This window comes from Candidatus Poriferisocius sp., from assembly GCF_965208355.1.
Taxonomy (GTDB): domain Bacteria; phylum Actinomycetota; class Acidimicrobiia; order Acidimicrobiales; family Bin134; genus Poriferisocius.
Window position 1 is genome coordinate 2,932,104 of sequence record NZ_CBDBOM010000003.1, and the last position, 15,803, is coordinate 2,947,906.

At 63.9% G+C, this 15,803-nt stretch carries 10 protein-coding genes; 3 read left to right on the forward strand and 7 right to left on the reverse strand.

Annotation, left to right across the window (positions count from 1 at the left end):
* Positions 1–106 precede the first annotated feature (106 nt).
* Positions 107–874, forward strand: coding sequence for a 2,3-diphosphoglycerate-dependent phosphoglycerate mutase (gene gpmA, locus ACOGXH_RS15000; RefSeq protein ID WP_419930387.1), 768 nt, complete (start codon positions 107–109; stop codon positions 872–874).
* A 23-nt stretch (positions 875–897) separates the two neighbouring features.
* On the opposite strand, the gene ACOGXH_RS15005 is transcribed toward gpmA, so the two are convergent.
* Positions 898–2,262 (reverse strand): ammonium transporter, encoded by a 1,365-nt coding sequence (locus tag ACOGXH_RS15005; protein ID WP_419929893.1) that lies wholly within the window; start codon positions 2,260–2,262, stop codon positions 898–900.
* A 188-nt stretch (positions 2,263–2,450) separates the two neighbouring features.
* Between ACOGXH_RS15005 and ACOGXH_RS15010 the strand changes: the two genes are divergently transcribed.
* Complete coding sequence (locus tag ACOGXH_RS15010) at positions 2,451–5,108, forward strand: heterodisulfide reductase-related iron-sulfur binding cluster (RefSeq protein ID WP_419929894.1); 2,658 nt, start codon at positions 2,451–2,453, stop codon at positions 5,106–5,108.
* 3 nt (positions 5,109–5,111) lie between these two features.
* Here ACOGXH_RS15010 and ACOGXH_RS15015 read toward each other — a convergent pair whose 3' ends face one another.
* The 3 genes from ACOGXH_RS15015 to ACOGXH_RS15025 all read right to left on the reverse strand — a co-directional run bounded on the left by ACOGXH_RS15015 (position 5,112) and on the right by ACOGXH_RS15025 (position 11,651).
* Positions 5,112–7,469 (reverse strand): ATP-binding protein, encoded by a 2,358-nt coding sequence (locus ACOGXH_RS15015; RefSeq protein ID WP_419929895.1) that lies wholly within the window; start codon positions 7,467–7,469, stop codon positions 5,112–5,114.
* A gap of 96 nt (positions 7,470–7,565) precedes the next feature.
* On the reverse strand, positions 7,566–10,289 hold the full coding sequence (gene ppc, locus ACOGXH_RS15020) for a phosphoenolpyruvate carboxylase (RefSeq protein ID WP_419929896.1): 2,724 nt from the start codon (positions 10,287–10,289) through the stop codon (positions 7,566–7,568).
* Between the two features lie 33 nt (positions 10,290–10,322).
* Entirely contained in the window at positions 10,323–11,651 is a 1,329-nt protein-coding gene (locus ACOGXH_RS15025; protein WP_419929897.1) for an ABC transporter substrate-binding protein, read from the reverse strand.
* A 279-nt stretch (positions 11,652–11,930) separates the two neighbouring features.
* On the opposite strand from ACOGXH_RS15025, the gene ACOGXH_RS15030 reads away from it, so the two are divergent.
* On the forward strand, positions 11,931–12,512 hold the full coding sequence (locus tag ACOGXH_RS15030) for a hypothetical protein (protein ID WP_419929898.1): 582 nt from the start codon (positions 11,931–11,933) through the stop codon (positions 12,510–12,512).
* Positions 12,513–12,534: 22 nt separating this feature from the next.
* On the opposite strand, the gene ACOGXH_RS15035 is transcribed toward ACOGXH_RS15030, so the two are convergent.
* Genes ACOGXH_RS15035 through ACOGXH_RS15045 form a run of 3 tightly spaced genes read right to left on the reverse strand, consistent with a single transcriptional unit; the run spans position 12,535 to position 15,761 of the window.
* The gene (locus tag ACOGXH_RS15035) at positions 12,535–13,692 is read right to left on the reverse strand and encodes a glutamate-cysteine ligase family protein (RefSeq protein WP_419929899.1); all 1,158 of its coding nucleotides are present in this window, start codon (positions 13,690–13,692) and stop codon (positions 12,535–12,537) included.
* Positions 13,693–13,699: 7 nt separating this feature from the next.
* Positions 13,700–14,635, reverse strand: coding sequence for a glutathione synthase (gene gshB / locus ACOGXH_RS15040; RefSeq protein ID WP_419929900.1), 936 nt, complete (start codon positions 14,633–14,635; stop codon positions 13,700–13,702).
* Positions 14,636–14,681: 46 nt separating this feature from the next.
* Positions 14,682–15,761 carry a DUF2855 family protein gene (locus ACOGXH_RS15045; protein ID WP_419929901.1) on the reverse strand — a complete coding sequence of 360 codons (1,080 nt, stop codon included), beginning with the start codon at positions 15,759–15,761 and terminating at the stop codon, positions 14,682–14,684.
* Between the last annotated feature and the right edge of the window lie 42 nt (positions 15,762–15,803).

Below are 15,803 nucleotides of genomic sequence, written 5' to 3' on the forward strand. Positions count from 1 at the left end.
GTTGTTTGTCTGGTTACTGCCAGAATTATTTCCGCGTCCAGGATACCCTTCAAATTGCCATATCCCAAAACTTGAGTGGTCTCCACTAAGGGTCGGAGCCGCTACGCTGCCCGGAGTGAATCCCGCAATCCTGATCCTGCTCCGCCACGGACAGAGCCAGTGGAACGCCACCAACCAGTTCACCGGGTGGTTCGACTGCGATCTCACCCCGAAAGGCGAGGCCGAGGCCCGGGCCGGAGGGGCAGCCCTAGCCGAGGCCGGGCTGTTGCCTGACATCGTGCATACCTCGGTGCAGACCCGGGCCATCCGAACCGCCGAGATCGCCCTGGCGGAGATGAACCGAACCGGGATACCGCTGAAGCAGCACTGGCGGCTGAACGAGCGGCACTACGGCGACCTCACTGGGTTGGACAAGGCCGAAACCCGAGAGCGCTTTGGCGACGATCAGCTCTACGCCTGGCGCCGGGGGTACCGCACGCCGCCGCCGCCCATCTCCGACGACAACCCGTGGAACCCCAACACCGACCCCCGCTACTCGCACATTCCCCCCGAGCAGCTGCCCAAGAGCGAGTGTCTCGCCGACGTGGTGGAGCGGCTGATGCCCTACTGGAACGACGAGATCGTCCCTGATCTGCGGGCCGGTCAGTTGGTGCTGGTAGCGGCCCACGGAAACAGCCTGCGGGCTCTGGCCAAGCACCTAGACCAGATAGACGACGACGCCATTGCCGAGCTCAACATCCCCACCGGCATGCCCTTGGCCTATGAGCTGGGTTCGGACATGATGCCCGTCGAGGCCAAGACGACGCTCGCCCGCTCGCTCGACCCCGCGGCGGCAGCCGAAGCGGCCGCGGCGGTGGCCAAACAAGCGGGCTAAGCGCCTGTCGGGCTGTAGGAGTTTCAGCCCACAGAAACGGAAGTGTCCGGGCCGTAGCCGGGCACACCGTGCTCGTGGAGGTCGAGACCGCCGATCTCTTCCTCGCGAGACACCCGAAGACCCATCGTCTTCTTCATGACTGCGAACAGGATGCCGGTGGTGACCGTCACCCACACGAACACCAGCACCACTCCGATGAGCTGCACGACCAATTGGTCGATGCCTCCACCGTAGAAGAGACCCGCATTGTCCTGGCCCACGAACGCATCGTCATAGCGGGAGAACAGGCCCACCGCCAGGGTGCCCCACACCCCGCACACGCCGTGGACAGAGATGGCCCCTACCGGGTCGTCAATACGGACCCGGTCGAAGAACAGCACCGAGTACACCACGATCACCCCGGCGATGGCGCCCGTAACCACTGCACCCAATGGATTCATGGTGCCGGTGCCGGCGGTAATACCAACCAAACCGGCCAGCACGCCGTTGCCGGTCATGGCCACATCCAGCTTGCCGGCCTTGCGCCAAATGACCGTCCCGGCAGTCACCCCTCCGGCAGCCGCGGCCAACAGGGTGGTTACCGCGGCGCGCATCACGAAGTCATCCGCGGCCAACTCCGAGCCGGGATTGAACCCGAACCAGCCGAACCACAGAATGAACACGCCCAACACAACGAAGGCGATGTTGTGGCCAGGCATGGCCCTGGGGTTTCCGTTCTCGTCGTACTTGCCGATGCGGGGTCCTAGGAAGATCGCCCCCATCAGGGCGGCCCAGCCACCGGTGCTGTGCACGATGGTAGAACCGGCGAAGTCGCCGAACCGGGCGTCGCCGATCTTCAGATCGGAGAGCAGCCCGTCGCCATGCCAGAAGGAGTGGACCACCACCGGGTAGATCAGCGCGGTCATGAAGAAGCTGAACACCAAATAGGCGGTGAACTTGGTGCGCTCAGCCATGGCTCCTGAGGCAATGGTCACCGCGGTGGCTGCGAACACCACCTGGAAGAAGAAGAAGGTGGGAGTGCTTAGCCCGTCGCCGAAGGTGGTGAACGTGCCGCTCAAGAAGAAGCCGTCGGTGCCGATCAGCGACGCTCCGTCAGTGCCGAAAGCGATGCCGTAGCCGAACGCGAAGAAGGCCAGCGCGCCAATACACATGTCGGCCAGGTTCTTGGCCATGATGTTCCCGACGTTCTTGGCCCGGGTCATACCGGCCTCGACCATGCCGAAGCCGGCCTGCATCAAGAACACCAAGATGCCGGCGATGAACACCCAGAGGTTGTCCAACACCACTTGCACGGCCTCAGCGCCACCGTCTTGAGCTGCTGCGGGCACAGCCCCGATGAGCACCGTTACGGCGGCAATCAGCGCTCCTATTCCGAATTTCCTTTTCATGGTTACCGGCCCTCCTTCGCCGACTACTGCGCCCGCGCCACTGCGGCCCCGGCGCAATCGGAAACACGGTAGGAAGGCCAAGTTTCACGATTGTTTCTGCGCTGTGAACTTCAAGCAGGCTTCGCCCATCTCGTAGTGCCAGCTTGAGTACGGAACCGGACAGTGTCGGCCACTAGGTTGGGGTCGCCATGGACCCGAAGCGCTTGCGTCCCTTCCATATCGTGCTCGGCCTCGGGCTGGGCTTCGCCGCCTTCACCATCGCCTCGGGCATCGCCTCGGCCATCACCGAGTTCAAGAACCCGGCGGAGATCACCCGCCATCCGTGGGAGAACATCCCCAACGGTTGGAAGGCGGCCTTCTACACCATCATCCCCATCTTCTTGGTGTGGGCCTCCTGGGAGTTCGCCAAGCGGGTGAAGAACTGGGAGCGAGGTGGTCCCGACAACCGCCGCACCACCCTGGCCAACGCCAAGACCCGACTCGAAGACCTCCGGCGGGGCATGTACATGCGCACCCTCCTGCGAGAGCCCGGCGCCGGGATCATGCACTCCATGATCTATGTGGGGTTCATCATCTTGCTGGGGGTCACCACCACTCTTGAGATCGACGAGCAACTCCCCGACGGGGCCAAGTTCCTCCACGGCCGGATCTACCAGGTGTACTCCGCGGTGGGCGACATCGCGGGGGCCATCTTCCTGGTCGGGGTGATGTGGGCCATCGTGCGTCGCTACGGCCCCCGGCGGCTGCGCCCCTACCGCATCCGCATCAAGTCGCGGCCCGAGCACGCGGTGATCTTGGGCACATTCTTCGCCATCGGCGTCACCGGATTCGGCGCCGAGGTTTTCCGCATCGCCGACCACGGCGTGCCCGAATTCGAGAAATGGTCGGTGCTCGGCTATCAGGTCGCCACCCAGATGCGGGGCCTTGAGGGCCTCGACCACTGGCACCAGTTCTGGTGGGCCGGCCACGTGGTCGCCTTCGTGGCCTTCTTGGTGCTGTTGCCCATCACCATGCTGCGCCACATGTTCACCTCCCCGCTGAACATGTACCTGCGGGACAAAGACCGGCCCAAGGGCGCCATGAAGCCCATGCCCAACCTGATGGAGACCGACCTGGAGTCGTTCGGGGCGGCCACGGTGGAGGACTTCACCTGGAAGCAGCTGCTGGACACCGACGCCTGCACCATGTGCGGTCGGTGTACATCGGTGTGCCCGGCCCATGCCACCGGCAAGCCGCTCGACCCCCGGGAGATCGTGCTCAAGACCGGCGAGGTCATGGCTGCCACCGGCGAGCCGGCCACCACGCCGCCGCTGGGCACGGTGCCGGAGATCAAGGTGGAGGCCAACTCGGTGTTCGAGCGGATCACCGGCGAGGAGGTTTGGGCGTGTACCTCCTGCAAGGCGTGCGATGAGATCTGCCCGGTAAACATCGAGATCCTCGACAAGATCCTCGACATGCGCCGCTACCTGTCGCTGATGGAGTCCGACTTCCCCACCGAGTTGGGCCAGGCCTACCGGTCGATGGAGAACTCGGGAAACCCCTGGGGCATGTCGCAAGGCGACCGGGGGGCCTGGGCCACCGATTTTGAGGGCATCGCCGTGCTCGACGGGGGCGACCCGCTGGAGTCGGAGTACCTCTACTGGGTGGGCTGCGCCGGCTCCTTCGACGACAAGAACCGCAAGGTCACCCAGGCAGTGGCCAAGCTGCTCCAGCGGGCCGAGATCAGCTTCTCCATCCTGGGACCGGCTGAGAACTGCACCGGCGACCCGGCCCGGCGCTCGGGCAACGAGTACATCTTCCAGATGCTGGCCATGCAGAACATCGAGACTCTCAATGAGATGGGGGTCAAGAAGATCGTCACCCAGTGCCCCCACTGCTTCAACACCCTGGCCAACGAGTATCCCCAGCTCGGCGGGCACTACGAGGTGGTTCACCACACCCAGTTCCTCGAGGCGCTGATCGACGACGGTCGCCTCGACATGACCGGGGCCCGCCTCGACGAGCGGGTGGTGTACCACGACTCCTGCTATCTGGGCCGCCACAATGACGTGTACCTGGCCCCCCGCCGAGTGGTGGGATCGCTGGGCGGCGTCGAGGTGGTGGAGGCCGAGCGCAACGGCACCAAGGGAATGTGCTGCGGCGCCGGCGGGGCCCGCATGTGGATGGAGGAGACCATCGGCAAGCAGGTGAACGTGGAGCGCTCCCAGGAGCTGCTGGCCACCGGGGCTGACCGCATCGCCACCGCCTGCCCGTTCTGCTACATCATGATCGACGACGGCATCAAGGCCGAGGGGGCCGACGACGACGTAGTGGTGGGCGACATCTCCATGCACCTGCTGGAGGCATTGGAGAACCGCGACGCCGCGGTGGAGGAAGCCCGACAATCTGAACTGCTCACCATCCGCTCACCAGCCCCTGCGGCAGGGGCTGTTGCAGTGGCCGAGCCCCAGGCCGCCGTGGATGTGGAGACCGAGGCCGAAGCAGCTCCCGAAGCCGCGACGGCGACTCCCCCAGCAGAAGTCGAGGAAGCGCCGGCTCCGGAGACCGAGGCTGAACCGGAGCCCGAACCGCAACCAGAGCCACAACCCGAGGCCGTTGCCCCCGAGGCCAAGCCCGCGGCGCCCACCAGGGCGCCGGACGACTTCATCCGCATCATGGGCACCGACCCCGCCTTGGCTCGGGCGCTGCCCGAGCACGGAATAGTCACCTATGAAGACCTGGCCGCCCTCGACGACGCCGGAGTGCAGGCGCTAGAGGTCGCCTTAGAGATTCCCGGTCGGATCAGCAAGTGGAAGTGGCCCACCCAAGCCGCCGCCCTTATTGCGGAGCGCGAAGAGGACGACTGATCTCTACGTCGGCTTCGGCATGCGGTAGCCGACGTGGGGCACGGTGGCGATGTAGCGGGGGTTGCGGGCGTCGTCGCCGAGCTTCTGCCGGAGGTTCTTGACCACCGTGCGCATCCGGCGAGCGTCGCCCGGTTGGTCGGGGCCCCACACCTTTTGCAGCAGGTAGTCGTGGTCCATAGCCGTGCCGGCCTTGGATGACAGCTCGGCCAAGAGGCGGAATTCCGTGGGGGTCAAATCGACCGGCTCCCCGGCGACGGTCACCGATCGCTCGGCAAAGTTGATGGCCAAGTCGTCCAACTCGAAGGACATCGGCTGATCGGGCCTCTTGCGCAACGCGGCCCGAACCCGTGCGTTCAACTCGGTAGGCGAGAAGGGCTTGATCACATAGTCGACCGCGCCCATCTCGAAGGCCTTGGTGATCAGCTCATCCTGGTCGTAGCCCGACAAGAAGATAACGGGCACATCGGAAACAGCGAGCACATCCTTCATCAGTTCTATGCCGTCTTTGCCGGGCAACATCAGGTCAAGCAGCACCACTTGGGGTTGGGTCTCCTCGATCAACGAGATCACTTCGTCAGGGTCTCCGGTCACCACCGGTTCGAATCCTGCATTGGCCAACGAGTCGCGAACGTGCTTGAGCGTCCTCGGATCGTCGTCCACGGCCAGGATCTGGGTCAGATCGCTGCTGACCGTCCTTCGGGCCCGAGCCGCAGCTTTGGCTCTTTGAGGAACGACGTGGGGTGTGCTCTGTTCAGAGGCGGGAAGGGTGAACGTGAATGTGCTGCCCAGACCGGGGCCGTCGCTCTCGGCCCAAATGCGCCCGCCGTGCGCCTCCACGATCCCCTTGCAGATGGCCAACCCCAGTCCGAGATCGCGGTTCTGGTCAGGACCATCCGGCTGATAGAACTTGGCAAACAGGCGCGGTAACCGCTCGGTCGGAATGCCTCGGCCGGTGTCGGTCACCGACACGGCGACGTGGACGTCTTGGACCCGGGCCTCCAAGCTGATAGTTGAATTCTCGTTGGAGTTGCGCGCCGCGTTGGTAAGCAGGTTGATGAACACCTGGACCATGCGCCGCTGATCGGCCATCACCAATGGCAGGTCAGAGGGGAGGTCGATTCGGATGTGCTCTCGGCCCCCTGTGCTCAAGAAGACATTGCGGGCCTCGTCCACCAATCGAACCAGCTCGAGCGGCACCGGGTTGACCGCCAGCGTCCCCGACTCAATTCGCACAATGTCGGTAAGGTCGTTGATCAGATCGCGCATGTAATCGGCTTGCTCGTCGATGATGCGGTGGTACTCGATCATCTCAGCGGGATCGAGTGAGAATTGGCCCTCCAGCAGGGTGGAAGTGGACCCCTTGATGGCGGTGAGCGGCGAGCGGAGTTCGTGTCCGACTATGCCCAAGAACTCGGTACGCTGTCGCTCCAACTCGGCGAGGGGGGCCAAGTCCTGTGCGGTCACGATCACCGACTCCACCGCGCCGTCGGCGCCGCGAATGGGGGTGGCGTTCACACTGGCAACAAGTTTCTGGCCATGGGGGATCTCGATGATGATCTCCTCTTCCCAAACGGTCTCCCCCCAATTCATCGTTTGTTCCAGGGGAATCCCATCCCCTGAGATCACCCGACCGTCGGCACGTCGGTAGGTCGCGGCGCTGACCATCTGATGCGGTGAGTCGCCTTTCAGGCCCAATTCGCCAATGATCCGCATCGCCTCCTGGTTGACCGATCTCAGCTCCCCAGAATCGGCCTCGAAGATCAATACAGCCATGGGAGCAATGTTGACCAGGGCTTCTAGATCGGCCCTCGTCCGCTGCTCTTGGCGGTACTGGCGAGCATTGGAGATGACCAGCGCCGCCTGGGAGGCGAACATGACCAGGGTTTCCTCGTCTTCGACGGAAAATCCTCCATCCTTCTCGGCCATGAAGATGGCGCCCACCCGCTGGTCTTGATATCGGATCGGCGCCCCCAGATAGGCCGTGGCCGGGCTAATCGGAAAGGGAGCGCGGAACTCAGAGAGTTCATGCTCTTCGAGATAGCTCTGGAAGTCATCAAGCCGAAGCGGTCCCTCGATGGCGTAGAAGTATTCGAAGAGCTCCCATTTGTTCGAAAGCCGCTCGAGTTCGCCAGCCTGTTCGGGCGTCATGCCGGAAAAGAGAAACTCCGCGGGCCTCTGCTGGCCGGTAACCAGCACAATCACGCCAACTTGAGCACCGGTGAGTGACCGGGCACTGTCCAATACCTCTTGCAGCACCGACTCCAAGTCGAGGCTCTCGTTTATGCGCAAAATGGCATCGCATAGCTGAGAGAGTCGCTCCCTCTGTACGGCGACGTCCTGCCCGGTACTCACATTGCTCACCATCAAGTTTTACCCTATTACGTCAAAACTCACAAAAGCGTCACAAACCCTCAATTGACACGGAGCCGCCCTCACAATTGTGGCCCGTCAGTGCCGCTATCCCGTATTGCGCAGGCCAGCGGCAACCCCGTTTATGGTCAGCAAGAGTGCTCGCTGGATCCGCCGGAAATCATCCTGGGAGCCAGACGCAGCCCGAGACCGAGCCAAGAGTTCTACCTGCAAGACACTGATGGGGTCGAGATAGGCGTCGCGCACAGCCAGCGTCCGCTTGAGCACCGGAAGATCGCCGAGCAGATCGCCGCCGGTCAGCTTGCCGATGTGGGCGACGGTGAGATCATGTTCTTCGACAATTGTGTTGAAGAAGTGATGGAGTTCGGGGGCAACCAGGCGACTGACATAGTGCCCGGCAATGGCCAGATCGGTCTTGACCAGAGTCATCTCCACGTTGGAGACAAACGTGCGAAAGAACTGCCAGCCTTCATACATGGTCGGTAGCAGTTCTTCATAGCCAGCTTCGCCGACCGCGGCCAGAGCAGTGCCCACCCCGAACCAACCGGGGATGATCTGTCGCGACTGAGTCCACCCGAAGACCCAGGGGATGGCCCGCAGGTCGTCGATCCCGACTCCCGATGCCGATCGACGGCCCGGGCGCGAGCCGATATTCATGGCCGCCAACTCCTCCACTGGGGTAGAGGTCTGGAAGTACTCCACGAACCCGGGGGTGTCGAGCAGACCGCGGTATGCCTCATAGGCCCGAGCCGACATGAGCTCCATGACTTCATTCCAGGCGTCGATACCTCCATGGCCGTGACGAGGGCTTTGGTGCGCGACCGTGGCCTCCAGCACCGCTGACAAGGCGAGATCCAGGTTGCGTTGAGCCAGCCGGGGCAACCCGTACTTGTCGGCGATCACCTCGCCCTGCTCGGTGATCTTCATCGCTCCGGCCACCACCCCAGCCGGTTGCGACAAGATGGCGGCATTGGTAGGGCCGCCGCCTCGCCCAACCGTGCCGCCCCGGCCGTGGAATACCACGACTTGGATGCCGGTCTCCGCTGAAACCTCGGCGATCTCACGCAATGCCTTGTGGATCTCCCACTGCGAGGTGGTTATGCCGCCATCCTTGTTGGAATCGGAGTAGCCAACCATCACCTCTTGTTTGTCGCCCCTGTGCTGCACCAGCCGCCGGTACCCAGAAACGGCCAACAGCTCTCGGAGCATGGGTCCGATTCTTCGGAGATCATCGATGGTTTCGAACAGCGGCACGAAGCCAATTCGGGCGATGCCCCCGGGGATGTCCACCAAGCCGACCTCGCGGGCCAGCACGGCGGGGGCGAGCACATCGTCGACGCCCTGGGTCATGGAGACGATGTAGCTCTCGATAACGCTGTCACCGTGGCGGTCGAGGGCCAGGCGCAGGGCAGCGAATAGAGCAAGCGAGCCATGGGCACTCGACCCCGCGGGAGGGGCCAGGGGGCGGCGGCTTTCCAGTTCTGCGGCCAACAGCGCGGTGCGGTCGGGCCGAGACAGGAAGCCGTAGTCGGTTCCCAACTCGGCAAACAGCTCGCCCAAGGCCTCATGGTGGACCGTGGCGTTCTCGCGGATGTCGAGGGTGGCGAGATGGAAACCGATCATGGCTAGGATTCGCCGAACCCGGGCCAAGCGGCCGCTTGCCATCAGCGATCCCTCGTTGACCTCGAGCGATCGGGCCATGACGGCCAGGTCGGCCTCCAAGTCGGCGGGCGACCCATAAGCCCTCGGGCCGGGGGGCTGAGCGGCGGCTTCCAAGAGGCGCTGGTGGATCACCGAACAGCGCTGTCGGTACGGCTCGCCCGCGCTCAACTTGCTGAATCGGGATACCACATCGGGAAAGTCGTCCCGGTCGGCTTCGATTTGAGCCTGCAATTCAGGGGTGATGGCGGTAACTGCAGTGCTAACTGACAGTTCCGACGACAAATCCTCGACCTCGGTCACCAACAGGCGAAGCGCCCGTCCCCGCTGAATATTCAGCACTTCCAGTGTTGTCTCGGGGGTGACATTGGGGTTGCCATCGCGATCGCCGCCCACCCACGACCCGAAGCGGACCGGCACCTGGGGCCCGTCCAGCGACCCACCGATGTTTCGCAGCACGGCATCGACGTCGTCGAACAGCTCGGGAACTCCGTCGGCCGCGATCTCAGTGAGGAAGTAGAGGATGGAGCGGGCCTCGTCTACGGGATCGGGCCGCTCTCGGCGAAGCTCGTCGGTCTGCCAGATGGCATCGATGAGCTCGTCGATGCGGCGGTCGATTCGGTTCTGGTCGGCCGGGCCTCTGCCGATCTCGCTGCGACGCTCAATGAGCACGGCGATCTCGGTGAGCTTGTCGAGTATCGACCGGCGGGAAGCCTCGGTGGGATGAGCGGTGAACACCGGTCGGAGGTCGGCACCCCGGGTGGCGGCCACGATCTCAGCCGGGTCGATACCAAGTTCTTGGAGCTTGGCCACCGTGTCAGCGAAGCGGAGGCTGCCAGCCAGGCCTTCAGCCTTCAAGTCCTCAACCCGGTGGACCTGCTCGGCGGTGTTGGCCAGGTGAAAGTAGACCGTGAAAGCCCTTACCAGGTGGATGGCCTCCACTACATCCACATCGTCGAGCAACTCGGACAAGGCTGCGCCCGACTCCTCGTCGCGCCGCAGGCCCCGGGCCACGGCCCGCACCTGCTCCACACGCTCGAGCAAATCAGGACCGTGCTGGCGGATTAAAGCATCGCCGAGTTGATTGCCCAGCCGCCTGATGTCGTTGCGAAGCGCCGAGTCGATTTGGTCCAAATAGTCTGCCGAAGCCATGACTCTGAGATTTTTATTCTACGCGGAATGGGGTCAGGAGCCTCCGGCGGTGAACACCAATGCCTCAGGGTCGAAGAACCCGACCATGGCGGGTGCATCAGAGACGTCGAACTTTCCGGCACCGAGCGAGCCGGCCACCAATCCGGTTACCTCAATGGGGCCAATGCTCTCCGCGGCGGCGGCAAACGATTCGGTGGTCAGCTCGGGGCCTGCCGCTCGGGCCACCGCGGCAAAGACATCGATGACCTGACACGCCAAGAGGGTGGGAACCAGGTTGTCCGGGCCGTCATCGGCCTGATCGATGTTGACAACCTCACCTGAGGCAGACTCGAAGCGGTCGAGGCAGTCAGCGACTCCGGCGATGTTTTCGGGGTACAGCGAGGCCGGATCGACATCGCGCACGAGGACCACTGCAAGTTCGAGGGGAGCAAGGCTGTAGCCAAAGGAATCCCGTATCAGCGACGGCACCACGTGGGTGTTCTCCGGCAAGAGCATGGGCAAGTCGATGCCCCGGCGCTCATACGCCCCGACAAAGTCCAGGCCTGATTCGGGCGAGCTTCCCAGAACCGCCTCTGCGCCGTTGGCCAGCCAGCGCTCGGCGAAGATATCCACCTCGGATTCGGCGGCAAGAACGTCGAATGTTGTGCGAAGCGTGTGGGCCACAACCTCGACTCCCCTCGAATCGAGCGCTTGAAGGTAGCGGTTGTGAAGGTCTTCCCTGGTGGCCAAACCGTGTACGGCAATGCGCATCCCGGGGGCCAGGTGCCCTGAATCGACCAACGTGTCGACGTTCACTTCAACCAGGCGCTCAGGCAGCGGATTGGTCGAGATCAGAGGGGCCACCGACCGCTCGAAGAGCTCGGCGGTGGATTCGAATGCGTTGATGACGATGGTGTCGTTGAATTCCGTGTAGCACAGCGGCATCTCCCGAAGGAGGATTCCCACCACCGCAAAGACCCCCTCATCTTCGACATTCCGCACACACAGCGCCTCGGCATCGGCCTCGCCCATGGGTACGTAGGTCGAGAAGATCAGGTCAATCTGCCGTCCGTTGATGCCGCCTGACTGGTTGACGGCGTCGACTGCCACCTGAAACTTCGCTTCGAGGTCGCCATTGTCTCTCCCGAGTACCGAGAGGTCCGGGAAGGTTGCGGCGATCTTGATGGTTTCGGCGGTGACCCCGGTGTCGGTTGCCGTCAACACAACGGGAGTGGCGGTTTCCTCGACGGAAGCTTGCTCTTCGGCGACCGGCTCCGGAGTCTCGCTGGGGGCATCCTCTGCTTGCGATGGCTCGACGCCTTGGTCCTCGGTCCCCGGCTCCTCGGTTGCCGGTTCCTCAGTTTCCGGGGCTGGGGTGGACATCGGCGTTGAATCCGACTCTGTCGGAGCCGCGCCGGATTCACCTTCGGATGATCCAGAGCACCCCATCGCCAACAGGGCGGCAACCAAGAGAACAGCACATCGGCGGGCCAGCTTTGACATGGTGTTTCGACCTCCAAGGCGATTGGGATGGATCACCAGATATACGGCCGTGGCCGCATTTGGTGCGGATGATGGGCAGCCGATGCGAGTATAGTTTTGCCAGTATTGATGTCAATACCTTATGCCAGTGTTAAGCGCAATTGATTTGGAGGATCGGCGATGCGAATCGGCGATGTGGTGAAGGCTCTCGGTTCAGTGGCAGCGGCACCGCTTCGGGTGCGGCGTCACCCACCCCAGCCCCCGGTCGGGAGCGAGCACTACCTCCTGCCGGAGTTGGCGCCAGATCTCCAGTCGGCCTCTACCAAAGCGGTCGACTTGCCGGTTGTCCGAACGCCCCCCGGCCGGTGGCGGGAGTGGCCGCCGCTGGTTCTGGCCGGTTGCGACGAGCCGCTGGCCGACGGTGCCCCTGACCTTCGCGGCGTATGGCAGGTGTACCGGGGACCGCTGAAGGGCCACATCGAACGCAACGAGCAGGCCGGCAACCGAGTGGTAATCACCGCGGCTGGAATCATTCACGACATGTTCGCCGACGGCAGCCTTGATGGAGGCGTGCGCGATGAGGGGGCCGGCGGTGTTCAGATCGAAGTGGCGGCCCGGTTCGAAGAGGGTCGTCTGAACCTCTATTTGCGGGGCAAGCGCCTGGTGGTCACCCGCTATCGCGACGGAGACGATCTCGTCTGGCGATATGGCCCCTACAAGAACCGTCTTCGCCGCCTGGCCTCGCCCGACGACGCGGCTTAGGCCGCGTCTCCAGGCCTTGCTCCTAAGCGACTGCCTCTCGGGCGCGGTCGACAAGCTGGACCACCGGCTGCGGCGGGTTGGGCGAAAGGACGCGCTCGTCTCGCCATGTCTTGCAGGCGTCGGCCTGCGATGGCGCGGTCGCACTGCTGGCGCGGACGGCTAGGTCGAGCACGGCCGCGGCTGCTTCTCGAACGGCAGGGTCGTCGAGGCCGGCCTGGGTTGCTCGGCACCATGCATCGGGGATTGCCCGGCAAATCGCATCCGCGGCGTCACCAACATCGGGATCGGTGAGAACCGCCCACACCGTGGCGGTGGCGGCCATACGACCCGGCGCGGGAAGAGCATCCAACATTCGAACCTCAAGGTAGCCCCGAGGTTTCAACGGCGGGAAGAGCGTCGTCAGGTGCAACTCGAGGTCGTCCCGGGTCGGCGGATCGCTGCTTTGCAAGCATTCCCCGAACGTGAGCTCGTCGAGCTGCGGTTCTATGCGGTGGTCACGCCATCGCAACATCAGGTTGGCGTTGAGGACATAGGTGGCCCAGTTTTCGGGCCCGCCGCACACGGGACGCGTGCGAGTCGGGTCGGTGGCGGCCCAAATCTGTTGGCGGCAAGAGGCCGACTGGAATGCGTCGCCATCGGTGGTGGGTGAGTTGGCAAAGGCTGCCATCAAGACCGGGGCCACGGCTTGGGCCCGGCGCCATGTAACGCCCGGATTGGGCCCGAAACCGATGTTGATCTGGAATGATGCGGTGAGGTTCATCATCTGGAGCCCGGCCGGTGAACGAGCCGCGAAGTACTTCTCCATGGCCTCGTAGCGAGGGGTGTCCAACGTGCGCCGGGGCGGGCGGATGGGATCGAGGCCCAACGAGACCAGCGCCAGGCCATGCCCCTGGAATCGCCTGACGAGCTCGGCGGTGTCAGCGGCCACGGCATCGACGAGCTCCACCGGATCGGGAAATGGCCGGGTGACGAGCTCGACTTGACCCCCGGGCTCGATGGTGATCGCGCCGCCAGCGGGCAACGGACCGTCGGCCACCCCGGCCGCTTGTTCAGCCGGGATGGGTTTGCGGAGGTCTTCGCGGTCGAACACCAGCCACTCCACCTCGGCTCCTACGCGGGTCGGCGAGCTGGGAGGAAACGCTTCGGCCGCTCGGCTTATGACGTCGGTCTCAGCTGTCATAGCCGCGTCAGCGTGCGGCTCGTTCGAGCCATGAGATCACGTCGTGGGCGGGACGGGTTCCGGTGAGGCGACCGAGCTGTTGGATCCCAGTGGGGCTGGTCACGTTGATCTCGGTGAGATGGCCGTTGATCACATCGATTCCCACGAACATCAATCCGTCGGCGCGCAGCGATGGAGCGATCCGATCAATGATCCGCTGGTCGGTCTCGTTGACCTCGGCCGCCACCGCCTGGCCGCCCACGCAGATGTTGGCCCGAAAGTCAGACTCGGTGGGCAGCCGCAAGACGGCCCCGAGCGGATCACCGTCGAGGAGCAGGATGCGCTTGTCGCCAGAGGCCACGTTCTCCATGAACTTCTGGGCCACAACCGGCGTGCGGCCGCGGCTGGTCAACGTGTCGATGATCGACGGCGCGTTTTGGTCGTGGGGATCCAGCACCATCACTCCCCGACCACCGTGACCTCCGATTGGCTTGAGTACGGCGGCACCGTGCTCCTGGCTGAACGCCGTCAACTGGTCGGCGTCTGAGGTGACGATCATCGGGGGTGTGATCTCGGGAAACCGGCAGACGTAGAGCTTTTCGTTCGCATCCCGAAGACCGCGGGAGGCGTTGACCACCAGCGTGTCGTTGACCAGGTGGTCGAGAATCAGGGTGAGATGGAGGTAGGACGAGTCGAAGGGCGGGTCGGTTCTGACCAGCACTGCGTCGACGGTGGCGAGATCCAGTCGCTCAGGGGAATCGAGCCGCAGTGGGAGGGCGGCTCCCTCGTCGGTTTGGGCCCGGCGGGCCCGGGCCCAAACCCGGCCCTCGTTCAATTCGATGTCGCCGGCCTGGCAATGCCATGTTCGGTGCTCTCGCTCCTCGGCCGCCAGCATGAGCGCGTAGGTGGTGTCGGTTTCCGGGTCGACGGTCTCAGGCCCGTCCATGATCACCACGATGTCCATGGCTAGACCGGGCCGCCCTCTTCGCGGTCGAGCAAGATGGGGCAGGTCACCGCAGCGCGCCTCCCAGCATGGAGGCCACAAAACCCATCGAGGGGTCGGACCGGCCCTCGAGCAAGTCGTGATACACCGCCGCGGTCTCCTGGGGCCCAAAACGGTGGACGACAGTGAGCCAGCGATCGGTGTCGTTGAGAAGCTCGTGCCACGCGGCGGCAATTCGTCTCGTCAATTCGGCAGCTCCCCACTCCTGGGAGCGCTTGGCAATCTGGGCGGGAGCGAAGAAGAACTTGGGCGACGGACCGGGCAACTCAGTCCCACCCGATGCTGGGTCCTCCCAGTGGGTGACGCCAACGGTCAAGGAGAAGCGAAGAGCCTCGCCGAAGTGGGCATGCACCCCCGACCGCACGGTGTCGCTGCCGGCCATGTCGACCAGCCCCGAAGCGGCCTTGGGGTCGAGTTGGTCGATTTCTTCGTAGACGATCACCTCGTCGTACAGGCCGAGACCTTCGACGAAGGCGCGGTTGCGGGCCGACGTAAGACCCACGCTGCGGTGCCCGCGACGAGCCAGACACGCGGCCAGACAGATCGAGGTCTTCGATGAAGCACTGGTGACCAGAGTCTGCGAGGCATCGTAGAACCCGTGGTCGCCCAGGTAATCGTCGGCCAGAAACGACGTCATGAACAGCCCGCGGAGCAAGAGGAACTCGTCGACCCGGTCATCACGGAACATGATGTCGGCGGCAACATCGCTGAAATCGGTGTACACCGCAGCGTGGTTGGCCCGGTGGACCCCGACGTCGGTGAACGCGTCTCCCTTGGGCTCAGCGGTGATGACCACTTCGGTCGACATGGGATAGAAGCCGAAGAAGCGGCCGCCGGTCTCGATGTCGGGATGGGCGGATTCGACCACCGAGCCCAGCCCCATGGCCGGGATCCGCCCCCAGGGTGCCTCCGTAGGGAAGAAGCCCCAATAGTCGAGCATGTCGCCGGCAACCGCATAGGTCACGTTGTTTGCGGTCAGCGCGAATCTCTCCACGGCCAGCCGGATCTGCCCCGGTGCGAGTTTGGCCGGTGACGAGTCAACTGTCCGGGTGTCGCGATAGTCCTGACGGTTGACCTCGAATTCCATAGCGGAACCCTAACGGTCGCCCCAAACTATTGCCAGTGAAAG